The 14,338-nt window shown below is 65.6% G+C and carries 9 protein-coding genes; all 9 read left to right on the forward strand.

Annotated features, from left to right (window positions below; all coding sequences use genetic code 11):
* Position 1 precedes the first annotated feature (1 nt).
* The 9 genes from OVA00_RS35300 to OVA00_RS35340 all read left to right on the forward strand — a co-directional run bounded on the left by OVA00_RS35300 (position 2) and on the right by OVA00_RS35340 (position 14,211).
* Complete coding sequence (locus OVA00_RS35300; RefSeq protein WP_113080087.1) at positions 2-310, forward strand: LysM domain-containing protein; 309 nt, start codon at positions 2-4, stop codon at positions 308-310.
* A complete protein-coding gene (locus tag OVA00_RS35305) occupies positions 307-1,479 on the forward strand; it encodes a hypothetical protein (protein WP_090300664.1) in 1,173 nt (390 codons plus the stop codon). The genes OVA00_RS35300 and OVA00_RS35305 overlap by 4 nt, the downstream gene beginning before the upstream one ends.
* Positions 1,476-1,988, forward strand: a complete 513-nt coding sequence (locus OVA00_RS35310) for a phage baseplate assembly protein V (protein WP_268090726.1) — start codon at positions 1,476-1,478, stop codon at positions 1,986-1,988. The genes OVA00_RS35305 and OVA00_RS35310 overlap by 4 nt, the downstream gene beginning before the upstream one ends.
* Positions 1,985-2,317, forward strand: a complete 333-nt coding sequence (locus OVA00_RS35315; RefSeq protein WP_060519092.1) for a hypothetical protein — start codon at positions 1,985-1,987, stop codon at positions 2,315-2,317. The genes OVA00_RS35310 and OVA00_RS35315 overlap by 4 nt, the downstream gene beginning before the upstream one ends.
* Entirely contained in the window at positions 2,314-2,673 is a 360-nt protein-coding gene (locus tag OVA00_RS35320) for a GPW/gp25 family protein (RefSeq protein WP_060519094.1), read from the forward strand. Before OVA00_RS35315 ends, OVA00_RS35320 begins: the two co-directional genes overlap by 4 nt.
* Positions 2,670-5,174, forward strand: coding sequence for a putative baseplate assembly protein (locus OVA00_RS35325; RefSeq protein WP_192438952.1), 2,505 nt, complete (start codon positions 2,670-2,672; stop codon positions 5,172-5,174). The genes OVA00_RS35320 and OVA00_RS35325 overlap by 4 nt, the downstream gene beginning before the upstream one ends.
* Before the next feature lie 2 nt (positions 5,175-5,176).
* On the forward strand, positions 5,177-8,263 hold the full coding sequence (locus OVA00_RS35330; protein WP_268090727.1) for a putative baseplate assembly protein: 3,087 nt from the start codon (positions 5,177-5,179) through the stop codon (positions 8,261-8,263).
* A gap of 85 nt (positions 8,264-8,348) precedes the next feature.
* Positions 8,349-10,469 (forward strand): hypothetical protein, encoded by a 2,121-nt coding sequence (locus tag OVA00_RS35335; RefSeq protein WP_268090728.1) that lies wholly within the window; start codon positions 8,349-8,351, stop codon positions 10,467-10,469.
* Between the two features lie 10 nt (positions 10,470-10,479).
* Entirely contained in the window at positions 10,480-14,211 is a 3,732-nt protein-coding gene (locus tag OVA00_RS35340; RefSeq protein ID WP_268090730.1) for a DUF6519 domain-containing protein, read from the forward strand.
* Positions 14,212-14,338: the final 127 nt, after the last annotated feature.

The following is a 14,338-nucleotide window of genomic DNA, read 5'->3' on the forward strand; positions in this document are numbered from 1 at the left end:
GATGATCACAGCAACGAGCCGATACGCCATCGCCACCGAAACCGAATTCACCCGGCCGGACGGCAGCAAAGTGCGCCACATCGTGCCGCCGATCCTGCCGCACCCCGAGGATCACACCGTGGCGCGCCAGCACCGCGTCAGCGACAGCGACCGCGCGGATATCATCGCCGCACAGACCTATGGCCAGGCGACCGCCTGGTGGATGATCGCCAATGCCAATTCCGCCGCGCATCCCGACCAGTTGACCGCGGTGCCCGGCGCTCCACTGGTCATTCCGATGCCCGATGCGAGGGGAGGCAGGACCACGTGAGCGCCTTCGGCAACATCCTCGGCATTCGCGTCACGCTGCTTCTGGGCAGGGAGGCCGTCGTGCTGCCCGCACCGCTCGAGGCGATGGAGGCGATCGAAGAGATCGAGGTGCGCCAGGCGATGAAAAAGGACTCAGGCTTCAAGATCACGCTGCTGGCCGGGCGAGAGGGACCGCTTGGCGCATTTGGCCCTCCGTTCGTCAATGATCCCCGGTTCCAGCGCGGAGCGCGGGTGGTGGTCGTTGTCTGGAACGGGGTGGTGCCGACGCCGATCTTCGACGGGGTGGTGACCAAGACCCAGTACATACCCGGCGAAGGGTCGAATGAAGGCAAGTACCTGATGTTGGGCCGCGACCTGACTTTTGTCATGGACCGCGAAGAGAAACGCGCCCAGCACCCGGCTCAGGACGAAACCGTGATCATGAATGCCATGGCGCTGAAATATGCCACCTACGGCGTGATCCCGGTGATTATGCCGCCGCCGGTGATCGATCCGCCGATCCCGGTCGACCGCACGCCGCAGCAGACCTGCACGGACCTCGGCTATGCCAAGAAGATGGCCAGGCGCCACGGCTACAAGGTGTTCATCGATCCCGGCCCGGCGCCGGGGATCAGCCAGCTCTACTTCGGTCCGGTGCCGCGCCCCGGCCTGCCGCAGAAGCCGATCTCGGTCAATCTGGGGCCAATGTCGGATGCCTACGACGTCACGGTCAACCACGATGGCGAGACCCTGACGGCTGCGCGCGCCAAGGTGCATGACCGCTCCACAGGGCAGGTGGTTTCGCTGGAGATCCCGACCTCCACCAACACGCCGATGTCGGCCCTGTCGGAGGCGCTGACGCAGATGGGCAATATCAAGACGAAGGAGATAGTGACCTCGGGCCTCAACACCGCGCAGGTGCTTGCGCGTCTGATGGCTGAGGTGAACGAACCGGCCGAAAGGGTACTGGAGGTGACCGGCACCATCGACAACACGCGCTACAACGCGGTGCTTAAACCCTACTACGCGGTCGATATCCGCGGCCTGGGGATGATCTACAACGGAACCTATACGGTGGCCGAAGTCAGGCACGTGCTCAAACCCGGTGCCTATACCCAGTCGTTCGCACTTCAGCGCGACGGGCTCTATCCGATCCTGCCGGCCGTCGCACCGGAGGTATCGCCGATATGAGCTGCGAGGACGAAAAATTCTTCGGCAAATACCGCGGCAAGGTTGAGCTCAACATCGACCCCTTGGGCCTTGGCCGAGTGCAGGTCAGCGTGGCTGATGTCATGGGGGATGGCACGCTCGCCTGGGCCATGCCCTGTCTGCCGGGCGCCGGACCGGGCGTTGGCATCTTCGCCATCCCGCCCTCGGGCGCCAATGTCTGGGTCGAGTTCGAGCGCGGCGACCCGGACTATCCAATCTGGTCTGGCGGGTTCTGGGACGCCGGAGACACGCCGGCGGCGATGGGACCGACGCAGGCGCTGACGCGGATCTGGGCGGGCGACAACTTCAAACTGGAGGTGCTCGACGCGCCGGGCATGGGGGAACTCACGCTCAGCATGACCACGGTCATGGGGGATGCCGTGCTGAAGGCGGGGGCGGACGCCATGGAACTGAGCTTTTCCGGATCGACGGTCAAGCTTGGTCCCGATGGGGTCACGATCAACAACGGAAATCTGAAGGTGCTGCCATGACCACGCCGATCGTCACGCAGGGAACCGTCGCCACCTGCCCGCATTCCATCCCGATCACGATCGCGGCGACGGGTGTGAAGCTTTTGATCGACGGCACGCCGGCAGCCCTTCTCGGCGACAAGGGCACGATCGCAGGTTGCCCGTTCACGACGCCCGAACCCAAGCCGCAGCCCTGTCTCATTGCTGAGTTCACCAAGGCGGCCAGCAAGGTGCAGTCGGCCGGCAAGCCGGTGTTGTTGGTCAATCCCGGCGACCTTTGCAAATCCGGCCAGATCCCCAACGGTCCGGTGGTCTGGTCTTCGCCGCAAACCAAGGTTGTCGCGATATGACCTGGTTTTCCTTCCCCTACCGGATCTCAGCCGCCGGAACCACGGCCGAGGCCGACCGCGACCAGCAGATCCGCGACATGATCGAGCAGGTGCTGTTCACGCGCCGCGGCGAGCGGCTCAACCGGCCTGAATTCGGTGCCGGGCTGCACGAGATGGTGTTTTCGGAGAACACGCCGGAGATCGCAGCCGCCGTCCAGCACATGGTCCAGGGGGCGCTTCAGCAATGGCTGGTCGAGGTGATCGAACTGCGTGGTGTGCGGGTTGAGGCCGTGGACAGCCAGTTGCGGGTCACGGTCGTCTACAGCCGCCTCGGCGACGACGAGATTCGCCGCGCCGTGGTGGAGGGCGCGATATGACGAAGTGCAGGTGTCATTGCGGCACGTCGCTGCGCCGGCAGAGGGTTCTGGACAGCAACGCCGACATGGGCGGCGGGCTTGAGATCAACGGCATCGACTTCGTCGAGGTGTTGGACAGCGGCGCACCGGCTGGCATGGCGCAGAAACTGCTCGACGTAGCTTTCCTCAAACCCGATGGCGTCGCCGCCCTGAACGAGGACAACTTCGCCGTGACAGGCGGAACGCGGGTCAAGGGCATCAAGGTGCTATCGCTGGCGCTGCAGCCGGACGGGTTGACCCAGCGGCTGACCCTGGACCAGGCCGGGGATTTCTCGCCTTATGTGCTGTCGCTGCGGCAAGGGGCGGTGAACGCTGCACCGCCCGCCAATATGGATCGCCAGCTGGCGAGCGTGTGCTTCTCCTTCAAAGTCGAATGCCGCTCGGATTTCGATTGCGCCGACCCTGCACTTTCGGTTCCGGCGCGTCGTCAGGGGCCGCCGACAGATTACCTGACCCGCGATTTCACCGGCTTTCGCACGATGATGCTGGACCGCATGTCTGCCACCATGGCCGACTGGACCGAGCGCAATCCGGCGGATCTGGGCGTGACCCTTGTTGAGGTGCTGGCGGATGCTGCCGACAAGGTGAGCTGGTTTCAGGACGCCATAGGCACCGAAGCGTTCTTCGAGCGCACGCGCTTTCGGCAGTCACTCGTGCGCCACGCCCGGCTACTCGGCTATCGTCCGGGCGAGGGTTGCAATGCGCGCACAGCCGTCGCCGTGACGGCGGATGTCGACCGGGATGGCGCACCTGACGTGATTGCGCGCGGCACCCGGTTCCTGACCCGCCCAGAGGACCGGGGGCAGCAGCGGCCGACGGTGATCACACCAGAGGCGGAGCTTTTCGAAGACATGGTCCGACGTGGGTCAGTGGTGTTCGAGGCACTGGAACCGCTGAAGTCGCTGCGCGTGGCGCGCAACGATGCGGGCTTCCACGATTGGGGCGACGAGGGCTGCTGCCTCACCAAGGGCGCAACCTCCGCTTTCCTGACGAAGGCTCCCGGCGATCTTGACCTTGTGGCAGGCGATCTTCTTTTGCTGGAGGAGCGCATTCCTTTTGGCGGTAGCACCGAGGATCCGCCGGATCCGACGCACCGCCAGGTCGTGCGTCTGTCGGAAGGCCCCAAGCCTGCAAGTGATCCGATCTTCGGTCTCGCCTTGACTGAGGTGCGCTGGTTCGCCGAAGACGCGTTGAGGTTCGCTCTGCCGATCGGTACCCTCGATGGCAAGCCGATGTCGGTGGCGCGTGGCAATGTTCTATTGGTCGACGAAGGCCGTACCGTCGATCACGGCGACCCCGCGCACGAAGACGAAATCCTCTTGGAAACCCTCTCCACCGACGGCCTGCTGCCAGATGACGGGCCTGGCCAGGTGCTGCGCTACCGGCTGGCCGCCGGAGAGGTGGTGCGCGCGCCGCCTTTCGATCCGGAGAGTGCACGCACCGCCTCGGCGGCTGCGTCGCTTTCGCCGGTGGCCGAACCGGTCGCACAGGTCGCGCTCGTCGGCGACGGTGAGATATGGACGACGGTGCCGGACCTTCTGGCGTCGGAGCGTTTCGCGCCGCATGTGGCGGTCGAGGCAGGCACCGTGCCAGGGGCGGCCTATGTGCGCTTCGGCGACGGGGTACTGGGCCGCCGCCCAACCGATGGAGCCGCGTTTGTCGCGCGTATCCGTCACGGCGGCGGTTTGCGCGGCAACATCGGGGCCGGCGCGATCGCCCATGTGGTGACCGGCGACGGCAACGGCATCTTCGCGCTGAGCAACCCTGTCCCGGCAACCGGCGGCATCGTGCCGGAACCACGCACGGCAGTGCATGTTGCCGCGCCACAGGCGTTTCGCGTCTCGCGTCGTGCGGTCACGGCGGCCGACTACGCCGTGGTTGCCGCCCGCCACCCGAGCGTCGAACGAGCCTTCGGGCGCCGCCGCTGGACCGGCAGCTGGCACACGGTCACGCTGGCGCTCGACCTCGTCGGAGGCGGCGAGGTGGACGCTGCAGTCGAGGCCGAGTTGCGCGCGTTCATCGAAGATCATCGGTTGGCGGGCCACGATCTAGAATTTGTCTCGCCGGTCTTCGTACCGCTCGACATCATCCTCTTTGTCTGTGCCGCGCCCGACGCCTATGCGTCGGACATCAACCGCGATCTCCTGGCGCTCTTTTCCGATCGCGATCTGCCGGATGGAACCCGCGGGCTCTTTCATCCGGATGTCCTGGAGTTCGGAGCGGACGTGGCGTTGTCGCCGATGATCGCCCGCGCGATGCGGATCGACGGCGTGTCCTGGATCGGCACCACCGACGAAAGCAACGCGCCGGTGGGCCGTTTTGCCCGGATGGATCAGCCCGGTGTGGACTATGCCGCCGAGGCGATCCTGCCGATCGCCAGCGCCGAGATTGCCCGGCTCGACAACGATCCCAGCCGTCCCGAGAACGGCCGGGTCCGCTTCATCGTGGAGGGGGGGCGCTGATCATGGCAACGCGCGACAAAAGCTCGCCGTGTGGCGGCATCGACCTTGGTCCGCATCGCCCTGCCAACCGTGCCGGGCTTTCACAGGTGGATTACCGGATCACGACCCAGCCCGAGGCGCTGGCGCGAATGCTGCATCTTCTGCCGCGACACGGGGTGATAGACCCGGAGACCGGTGCCGAGCTCCAGCCGTTGGAGGCGTTGCGGACGCGCGACCTTCGCGATCCGACGATCAGCCTGTTCGACGCCTGGGCCATGGCCTGCGACGTGGTGTCCTTCTATTCGGAGCGCATCGCCAACGAAGGTTTCATCGGGACCGCCACCCAGCGCCGTTCGGTGCTCGAATTGGCGCGGATGATCGGCTATGAGCTCGCCCCCGGCGTGGCGTCCAGCGCCCATCTGGCATTCTCGGTCGAGGACACGGACAATCCCTATCGCGTGGTCCAGATCGGTATCGGTGTGCAGGCGATGTCGATTCCGCACGAGAAGGGCAAACTGCCGCAGATCTTCGAAACGGTCGAAGAGATCACCGCACGCGCCGAATGGAACAACATTCACGCCCGAACCGAGCGTCCTCAGAACCTGGTGCTCTACAACAACCTCGAAAGTGATGGGGACACAGCCAACGGCACGCTCTACCTCTTCGATCTGGACAACTCCTTCGACGACGCCACATTGGCCGATCCTGACCTCGTTACCATTGCTGCCGAGGCGGATCTGGAACACTACCACCCGATGACCCGACGGCTCGATCTGCCCGCCGCGCTGGCGAAACGTATCGAGGACAACGAAACGAACGAAGAGATCGACCCGGTGCTCTACGCGCTGCCGGTGAACGAGGTCTGCCTTACGGGGCTCGGGCTCAACCTGCGCAAGGGCACCCGGTTGTTGGCGGTGGCGCAGGCGGCGAGCGATGGCGCGCCGGTCACGGCCATACCGATGCGGGTGGTATCGGCCACCGAGGACCGAGCCTTCGGCCTGACGAAAGTCGTTTTGACGCGCAGCGGCCACGCGCCCGAGAAGGTGCGCCGCGCACCGCCCTTCCGGCTCGCGAAACTGCTGATCGGCATCATGCCCTCGATGCGCATCGCGCTGGGCACTCAGGCGATCGAGACGCATGTGCGCGGCCGGACCTGGTCGGGAGACGGGCTCTCGGCGCTGGTGCAATCCCAATCCTGGCAGCGCGCCAAAATCATGACGCTGGTTCGCCTGCTGGTCTTGCCGCCGCCGGAGAAGGACGATGGCGAGGTGCCGGCACTCGGCCTGCATGTCATGCGCGACAGTTCCGGGTTCTTCGGCAGTACTGCGCCGCTCCACGCCACGGTGAATTATGGCACCAAGGCCGATGGGACCTATGACAAGGGTCCCTATACCCACAACTGGGATGGGGCCACGGGCGGATCACCCAACACGATCTGGCTGGACGGGATGGGGGCAAAGTACATCGACAAGGGCGCCTCCCACGTCTACCTCGACCGCGAGCTGAAGGAATTGCAGCCCAACGGCTGGGCGATCATCGAGAACGCCGCGGGCGGGTCTCTCGGTTTGCGGGTCGTGCATGCGGCGGCGGAATCACGGGCGGACTACGCAATCACGGGAAAGTCGACCGGCCTGGGGTTCCGCACCGCCAATGGCGGACTGTTGGAGCTCGGCGGCACCGACTCGACCACAATCTACAATTCCTTCCTGTTTCGGGGTTCGCAGATCCATGCGGTCAGCGCGCATCTTCCGCTTGCCGGTGTGCCGCTGTCGCCGGAGCTGCCGCACAGGTCCACCTCGGTCGAGCTGGACCGGCTTTATCTTGATCTCGAACGCGGACGGCCCGTTTCGCTTTCCGGCGCACGCAACGATGCCGAGGGCATCACCGGGCGCGAGACCCATATCATCGACGAGGTCCAGCATATCGACGGGATCACGCGGCTGGTGCTGACCGGCGAGACCGCCTGGCCCTATGACCGCACCACCGTGCGCATCAACGCAAATGTCGCGCTCGCCACCCATGGCGAGGCGGTGGCCGAAGACATCGGGAATGGCGACGCCCGGCTGACGTTCCAGACCTTCACGCTGAAGAAGCCGCCGCTCACTTACGTTTCAGCCGCAAACGAGGCCGGTCGCGCCTCGACCCTGAAGATCCGTATCGACGGTGCGCTCTGGCAGGAGGTGACGGCACTGGGCCAGGCCGGGCCGGAGGACCCCGTCTACGAGGTGCGCCTGTCCGACGACGGCAAGGCGCATGTGCGCTTCGGTGACGGCCGGACCGGGCGTCGCCTGCCCACCGGCTTGCTGAACGTAAAGGCGGAGTACCGCAGCGGCATCGGCCGCGCCGGCGAAGTGCCGGAAGAGGCGATCAGTCAGCTGAGAACCCGGCCGCTCGGTGTGCGCGCAGTGGTGAACCCGTCGCCCGCAACAGGCTCGGCCGATCCCGAGACGCTGGATAGCGCGCGCGAAACCGCACCGGGCACGGTCAAGACCCTCGGGCGCATCGTCTCGCTCACCGACTACGCCGATTTTGCGCGTAGTTTTGCCGGCATCGGCAAGGCCCAGGCGTGCGAGCTGTGGTCAGGGCAGAACAAGGTGATCCATGTCACGGTGGCCCCTGAAGCGGACGCCGAGCTCACGGCAAGCGATCCGCTGATGTCCAACCTTGCCGATGCAATGGCCAAGGCGCGCGATCCTGCACGTCCCCTGATCTTGCAACCCTACGCGCGCCGGTTCTTTTCCCTTACGGCCAAGATTTATCCCGATCCGACCTACCGCGCCGAGGACGTCAAGCTCTGGGCGCGCCAGCAGATCGAGGCGCTTTTCGGTTACGACGCGCGCAAGCTCGCCCAATCGGTGAGTGCTGCCGAGGTCATTGCCGCGCTGCATCGGGCGCGCGGTGTCGTATCGGTCGATCTCGACGCGCTCGAGGTGCTGCTCGACGGCTCTACCACCGGTTCTGTGGCTGCTGATCTGTCCTCGGTGCTGCCCTCGCTCCCAGCCGTCGGGCCGGGCCAGCGCGGGCAGCGCCACGACTTTGCCCCGGCGCAATTGCTGACCGTGCTGCCGTCGGCGGTCAGCCTGACGATGATGGAGACCGCAAATGTATAATCGCGCGACCGGCAACCTTTTCGAACGGCTGCCCAGCCATTTCCGCACGCGCGATGCCGAAGAGGGTCGTGCGCTTCAGGCGCTGATGGAGATCATGGCACAGGAGCTGGTCATCCTGGAGCGCGACATAGACCAGCTCTACGACGACTGGTTCGTCGAGACCTGCGAGCCGTGGGCACTGCCCTACATCGCTGCCCTGATCGGCGCCCGGCCGATGCGCGAGATCGGGTCCGACCAGATAGGGCTTCTGCGCGGATACGTCGCCAATGTGCTGCGCAACCGGCAGGCAAAAGGCACCGCCGCGGCGATCGAGCAGGTGGCGCGCGAAGTGTCCGGATGGTCGGTGGTGGCGGTCGAATTCTTCCAGAGGCTTGCGACCTCGCAGCATATGAACCATGTGCGACCGGCTGCACCGGGCTTTGCCGACCTGCGCAACACCGCGCGCTGCCGCGCCAGCCGGTCGCCGTTCTCAACGATGGCGCATTCGCCGGCCGCCGGGCAGCCGGGCGCCTATGCCGGGCGCTACAACATTCCGCATCTGGGGCTGTTCATTTGGCGGCGCGCGGCGGCACCGATCTGGCCTGTGGAAAATCCAGCCGCAGGGTATCTGGGCGGGGCCGTTCCGCGTCCCGATGCACCGGATCCGGGGCTTTTGACCTTTGATCCGCTGGGACGCGACCTGCCGTTGGTCAACCGCCCGGCGGCCGACATGAGCGTGGGTGCGCGGATGACCGCGCGCACCGTGCCTGCGACATTGTCCCGTGATGAGGTCTTCGCCGCGCTCAACGCTGCCCGCGCAGACGGCGCCACTCCGGGCCGCTGGTTTGAGGAAAGCCCGCCGTTTCGAGTGCGTCTGGACGGCGCGGAGGTGTCGCCTGAAAAGCTCTTCTGCTGCAATCTGGAAAAGGCCGAAAACGGCACCTGGCGGCGGCCGGCCGTGGCTGGCACGGTGATGGTCGACCCTGAGCTCGGCCGGATCTCGCTGCACGCTTCGGACGAGGGCAAGGCGGTCGAGACCGGTTTTGCCACCGGGCAGCCCTTCGATATCGGCGGCGGCGCCTATGACCGGCGGTCGAGCCTTGAGAAATGGCTGCCCGATCTCGTAGTGCCCGGCGAGGCGCCGCCCTGGCAGATCGGTGTGACGAAGGTGGCGGGCCATGTGACCGACAACCCGCTTCAGGGTGGGCCGGTGGTCGCGAGCCTGCGCGATGCGGTCGACCGCTGGAATGCCCAGGCCACCGCGGGCTCGCGCGGGATCATCGCGGTGATGGACAACGCCACCTATGTCGAGGGGTTGAACGCCACCCATGCAATCACGTTGCCGAAAGGCGCAACGCTGGCGATTGTGGCTGCCGCCTGGCCGGTGGTGGAGGAGCCGGGCGGGGTGCGTCGCCGCTTTGCGGGCCAATTGTCGCCGATGCACCGGCGGCCTCTTGTTCTGGCGCCGGCGATGATCGAGGCGGCGGATGCGGGCGACGACCCGGCCGGTTCGCTGGTGATCGACGGATTGGTGATCACCGGCAATCTCACCGCCCGGCCTGGAGGCGATCTTGGGGCTCTCCGGCTTTACAATTGCACGATCGGCGCCTCGGGCGCGGCGCTGGACTATTCGGTGCGTGCCACCACCGAGAACGCCAGGATGAGCCTGGTCCTCGACCGCTGCATTGTCGGCAAGGTGGAGCTACCGCAGGCGACAGGCGCGATCGAGATCACGCGATCGATCATCGGGGAGGATCAGACCGCCGGTGGCGGCGGGGCAGGGGCTGGCGCCTTGGTGCTGCGCGTGCCGCTCATGGACATGAGCTGCAGCGGCAGTACCGTCCTTGGCCGCACCACCTCCCGCAGCCTGCAGGCGGAAAACAGCATCCTCACTGGGCGGATCACCGTCGAGCACCGGCAGAGCGGCTGCGTCCGGTTCTGCTATGTCGACGAGACCTCGGTCTTGCCGCGCCGCTACCGCTGCGTGCCGCGTGCGAGCGACGACCCCAAGCCGCGGCCGGTCTTCGTCTCGACCCGTTTTCAGGATCCCGAATTCGGGCTCTTAAGCCTGCGCACGCCACAGGCCATCCTCGAAGGGGCCGAGGATGGCATGGAGATGGGAGTGGGCTACGCCAACCGCGACCCCGCCCGCCGCGCCAACATCCGCGATGCCATCGAGGAATTTGCGCCATTCGGCCTTGTTCCGGGCTTCGTTTACATGAGTTAGGAGGCCTGCCATGACCGGCGATATTTCGAGAAAGACCTTCGATCCCGTCAAGGATTTCAGCCTTGTGGGGATGCAGCAGGGCCGCCTGTTCACCGATGCCGACTGGAACGAACAGGGCGGCATCCTGCGCGCCTCGGATCGGGAGACGGCGGCTGATATCATCGGCCCCGCCGGCTTTCCGGAGGACGATGCGGGCTTCGGACTGATCCCGGATGCCGGGACCGGAACGCTGGTGATCACCCCTGGTACCGGATACGTGGCAGGTGTGGGCCATGTGCTGCGCTGGCCTTTTGGCTTTTCGCTGACCCGTCAGTCGGGCACCGGCGGCAATGCGGTCTGGCGGATCGACGATGGCGGGGAGCTGGCTGACGACGACGTGCTGAGCACTGACCCGGCGGGCCTGAGCGTTTTCGTCAAAGTGCGCAACTTCGCTGAGGATGCGAACGGCGTGCGGACCTTCCGTACCACGCCAGCCCTTGGTGATGCCGTGACCCGCGCCTTCCGGCCGGCAACAGTCCAGCGGCAACCATATGGGGCAGGCACGCCGCTTCCGGCGGTGGCCGGCGACTACCTGGCCGTGCTCAAGTCCACAGATCTGATCGTGACCGCCCTCGATGAACCGCTGCTGCGCGAGGTGGCTTTCGACGGGCCGGATACGGCCTATCGTGAGCGGACCATCTGGCAAGTCCAGCTGGTCGCGCGCGCGGCGCTCCTGGCGCTTGGATACCAGGCTTCCGACCTGACCTGCCCGGCGCTGTCAAAGGGGTTCGATCCCGTCCTTGCCGACCGTGCGCAGGGCGAGATGCGCGCGCGGGCGGAGCTTTCCGACCTTAGCGCCGGCCCCTGCAACCTGCCGCCCGCCGCGGGCTACCGCAGTCTCGACAATTTTCTCTTCCGCGTCGAGATCCATCTGGCTGGCGACGAGGCGGCGGCGTTCTACAAATGGTCGCGCGAGAATGCCATTCACCGCACGCGATACCGCGAGATCGACGCAGGCGTCTTGGTGGTGGACAGCATCGGCCGTGATGAGATGACCGCGTTGAAGGCGGGCGACTGGATCGAGATCCGCGATCAGGCGGCGATCTATGGGGAGGCGCCTGGCTTCTTCGCCCGGATCGACGAGGTGGTCGGCCAACGCGTCTCGCTTGCCGAACTGCGCGATCCGCTCACGCTTGCGCCACTCCTCAACAACGGTCTCCCGGACACAGACAAGCTTCCGGCGGAGGCGTTCGTCACCCGTTGGGAAGGCGGGCTTCCGGCGCAGGTGGACGATGCCGCGGCCGATTGGGCAGATCTGGAGAATGGTGTCCAGATCCGCTTCGAAGCCGGTCAGTATCAACCCGGCGATCACTGGATCATTCCGGCGCGCGCCGTGTCCGGCGATGTGGAATGGCCACGCAATCCGGTCACCGGCGAACCGTTGCCGAAACCTGCAGAAGGACCGCGGCGCAACTATGCGGCGCTCGCCTGGCTCGTGCTCGACGGTGCCGGCGCCTGGACCGTAGCCGAAGATTGCCGCCCGCTTTTCCCGCCGATTACCCGCGCCAAGCAGGTGCTCTACGCCGGCGGCGACGGGCAAGAGGCCCTGGACGATCCCCTAAATGCGGCCGCCTTGGTACCTCTACCAAAGGAGCTTTCCGTCGCGGTGGTGCGCGGCCATAAACCGGTCCAGGGAGAGACGATCCGTTTCACCGTTGCGGAGGGGGCCGGGCAGTTTGGTAACGGCATGCCAACCCAAGAGGCCACCACCGATGGCACCGGCGTGGCGTCGGTGACCTTTAGCCTTGACGGCACGAACCGGGTGCAGCGCGTCTTTGCCCAGCGCCTGGATGCCGCCGGAACACCGACCCATGCGCCCATCAGCTTCAACGCGACACTCGCGCGTGCGACCCACGTCAGTTTCAACCCGGCCAATACGCCCGCGCTTGCGCTCGCCAATACGGTGCAGAAGGCTATCGAGGCTTTGGCGGGGCTCCAGCATGTCGGCTGCACCACGATCGTCATCCAGCCGGGTGAGGACTGGGTGGCGCGGCTGGAGGGGCTGCAGCCGGGCGAGAATGCCTCGATCTGTTTTGCAAGGGGCACCTACACCACAGGGCGCACCGTTGAGATGATCGGTCTTGGTCATATCCGCATCAGCGGCGCCGGGCCCGGGACCGTCCAGATTCTGGCCTATCGCACGGAGGCGGCCATCGCCTTTGCAGCCTGCGCCAGCGTTGTGGTCAGCGGGCTTGAATTTGCAACGCCCGACAGCAACAGCGCGGTCGATCCCGGTCGGAAGATCCACCGTCAGGGCACGCTGGACTTCGGTCACTGCGACGCGGTTGAAGTGCATGGCTGCACGCTGAGTTGCGGCGGCGGCACCTCGACCGAGCGCACCTGCCTGACGGTCCGGGGCTACAGCGAGACGCTGAAGAGCTTGAGGGTCACGCAATCGGTTCGGATCACCAACAACAGTCTGACGGTCGGCAACCTTCAGGAGGGGATCGTCGTGACCGATGCCGTCGACGTCGATGTGTCCGGCAACATCCTGACCGCCAAGCCGGGCAAGGGCTCGCTCAACATCAAGGCGTTCCTTTCCGACAAGGTCTGGCTAGCCACGACCGCAAACAGCTTCATCACCCGCCCCGTGAAGGGCTATGTCGGCCGGGGTACCGGCTTCAAGGAGATTGGCGTCAAGGAATGGCGCATGACCTTCGACAGTCCAGTGCCGCAGAAGGACTGGGACGCGCTGGTCGCTACAAACCCGCCCGCCGCGGCGGACCTCAAGAACCAGGAAACGTTCGGTCGCTGGGCGCAGGGGCTCGTCGCCTCCGTGGCAGAGAACCCCGACCGGATGCCGGTGTTTCGCAAGCAGTTGAAGCGGCTTGGGGACTCGTTCGGCACCCATGGTGAGGGGCTGGACAATACGAAGGTGCGCACCACGCTCCTCGTTTCGAGCGACCCGGTCGTGCAGCGCTTCGATGCGAGATCGGGTGCTGAGCGACAGGTCGTGGTCGAGGCGAACGGGCAGGTCGTCGCCTTCGACAGTGCCTTCAGCCAGAAGGATTGGACGACGCTCATTTCCCGCAGCGGCTCGGCTGCCAAGATCGCAAATGCAGACGAACTTCTGGGGCTGAGCTACGGCCTGGCGAAGAAGGTATTGGAGGATGCCGAGCTCCGCGCCGGGCTGGGATCGGTCCAGAACTGGCTGAAGGGGCTTGAGGAAAACTCGGTCAGCCTGGGGGCGCAGGGCATCGTCTGCGGTGGACGGCGGATGGACAATGTCGCGATCCGGGGCAATGCGATCCGCGCCTTCCAGGTGGGGGTGCGGGTGGCGGTCAGCCACATGCGCAACGCGAATGTGCGGGCCAGATCGGTGTCGATCGACGACAACCGCATGGAGTTGATGGCGCCCTACGCACAAGCCTATGCCGGTTACGGTGTGCTTGTCGGGAATGTCGATACCCTGCGCATCCGGGGCAACGAGATGGCACTGTCGACCCGGCCGAATTTCAGCAGGTATTTTGCGCAGGGCATCCGCATCTGGGGCTTCATCGGTCACCAGGTGCTGGTGGCGGAGAACCGGATTTCGATGGCCACGATGGGCATCCGCCTGGTTTCGGTCGTCGCGTTCGGCGACGAGGATCCGCACCTTTGGGTGTTCCGCGAAAACCTGATCGAGGGACCGGGGATCCGTGGCTGGAAGGTGACGCCATCCTGGCAGCTCGTCGACCAGAACAATCTGACGCGTAGCGTCTAAGGATGGCCTGACGCCGATTTTCGTTGTATGATTGTGTTTCCTGGCTCTTATGGCAATGATTTTGTGGTGCCACCGGGTTCGAGTCCCTGTCAGGTAAGCGAAGCGGAGCGGGACACCGGTCCGCTTC

This window comes from Ensifer sp. SL37, from assembly GCF_026672675.1.
Lineage (GTDB): Bacteria > Pseudomonadota > Alphaproteobacteria > Rhizobiales > Rhizobiaceae > Ensifer > Ensifer adhaerens.